Origin of the sequence: Clostridium lacusfryxellense (genome assembly GCF_018861735.1) — a bacterium.
In the GTDB taxonomy this organism is placed as follows: Bacteria; Bacillota; Clostridia; order Clostridiales; family Clostridiaceae; genus Clostridium_AD; species Clostridium_AD lacusfryxellense.
In genome coordinates, this window is record NZ_JAHLEB010000125.1 from 1 (window position 1) to 1,964 (window position 1,964).

General features: G+C 36.6%; 1 protein-coding gene. It reads right to left on the reverse strand.

From position 1 onward, the window contains the following. Positions 1–95 precede the first annotated feature (95 nt). On the reverse strand, positions 96–1,406 hold the full coding sequence (gene ltrA, locus KPL55_RS25495) for a group II intron reverse transcriptase/maturase (RefSeq protein ID WP_216309553.1): 1,311 nt from the start codon (positions 1,404–1,406) through the stop codon (positions 96–98). Between the last annotated feature and the right edge of the window lie 558 nt (positions 1,407–1,964).

Here is a 1,964-nt window from a genome sequence, read left to right on the forward strand (position 1 = left end):
TCTTAAGTAAACACAGGCGTTACCGCCCATGCTCCTCAACGGAACCGTACGTGCCCTATTAAGGCATACGGCTCTTCACCCCATATTTCCAATCATCAATAGAATAAGCTTACCTTTATTTGTGGTTCGAGTAATGGAAAAGTCTTAAGCAAACCATTATAGAATGTATCAATTGTGTAACTTCTTCTTTGACTTCTTTTATTAAGCCATTTGAACAGTAACCACTTAACTACACTTTGATAACTTTTCACACCTCTTGTATTATCTGTAACTCCATAATACTGATAGTGCCCCCTAAGTTTCTGATTAATTTTCTTAAACAATTCACCTAAAGGCATTATTCGATTATTCTTAACCCATTCCTTCATTGTCTTGACTTTGCTTCGAAATTTCTTCTTACTAGTCTTAACCTTGCAACGAAAGAATCGCTTATCACGATTTAAACTACAATAAAATGTAAATCCTAGAAAATCAAAAGTTTCGGGTTTGCTCAATCCTTGTTTCGCCCTGTTTTGCCTGGCAAACCTCCCGAATTCCAATATCTTTGTTTTCTCTAAAGCAAGCTCTAATCCAAATTCCTTGAATCTTACTATTAGCTTATGATAAAACCCTTCTGCTTCCCATTTGTTTTGAAAACAACATACAAAATCATCACAATATCTAATTAAATACGCTTCTCCTTTACACTGGCGTTTTATTTTGACTTCAAACCAGTAATCCAATACGTAATGCAAATATACATTAGCAAGAATCGGCGAAGCTCCGTTTCCTTGTGGTGTACCTTTGTCACTTTCCAAATATTTACCATCCTCCATAATTCCAGCTTTTAGAAATTTCTTTATTATTTCTATGAACTTCTTATCTGCTATATCATGTTCAAGAAATTTTATTAGCCAATCATGGTCAACGTTATCAAAAAAACCTTTTATATCTGCTTCCACAATATAACTTACTTTGTGGTGCTGAACATTTTCTATGATTTCTTTGACCGCTTGATGACAACTCCTATTTGGTCTGAATCCAAAAGATTCATTAAAGAACTTCGGTTCATATATCATGGTCAATATCTGAGCTATAATATTTTCAACTAACTTATCTTCATAGCACGATATGCCTAACGGCCTCATTTTGTTGCTTCCATCTTTCGGGATATACACTCTTCTTATAGGTTCCGACTTATAGCTTCCGCTTTTCATTCGTTTTACCAAATTTTCTACGTTTGCTTCTAAGTTTACAGAGTAATCTTCCTTTGCTACTTTATCAATTCCTTTTGCTTTATTCCCATCCATTTTCTTATGAATAGCTTTCAGCGTAGTTTCATTGATATATGAAGCAATGTTCTGAACCTTTCCATCGAGTCTAGCTTTTTCTATATTGTATTGTATTCCAAGTAACTCGTTAATCATATTATTCAGCTCTCCTGTCTGTAGAATTACACGTTTTTCTCGAAGCTATGTTGTGCTAACCCCTTCCCTCCATCTGCTTTCACAGGTTTCTATGGTACTATGAGTTAGTCGGACTTCCTATGATACATTTGCTCGTCTTGCTCGTTCCCTTGCTTGATTTCGCATACTGATTTTTCAGACATTATAGGACCTCAGCTGTTCTAATAACATACTTATCGTCAAACTCGCCAAGCACTCAGACCCCGGAAGAGTTATATACCTCTTACCATTACGATGTATATAATGCTGTCTGCTACAGTAAACACAGTATCGACCTCTTCATTTGATAATCATTTCGTGGCTCAATAACTTCACTTTCGTTTCGGCTCGTTTGTTCCCCGCCCTACGCTTAAACCTAATGTTACCACTTCGGCTCCAAGGACTAGGTACAGGTGGTTGGTTAGACCTTTCCTGATAGGGTTTCCCTACTGTATGTTAATAACTTACTAATGAAAATAGAATTATTTCCACTTCCAAGAGGAAACATCACGCATTTGCGTGCTGCTTCGCAGCTCGCAC

Excerpts from the sequence above, each read along its gene's own strand:
- ltrA (WP_216309553.1), bottom strand. The coding sequence starts at position 1,406 with ATGATTAACGAGTTACTTGGAATACAATACAATATAGAAAAAGCTAGA.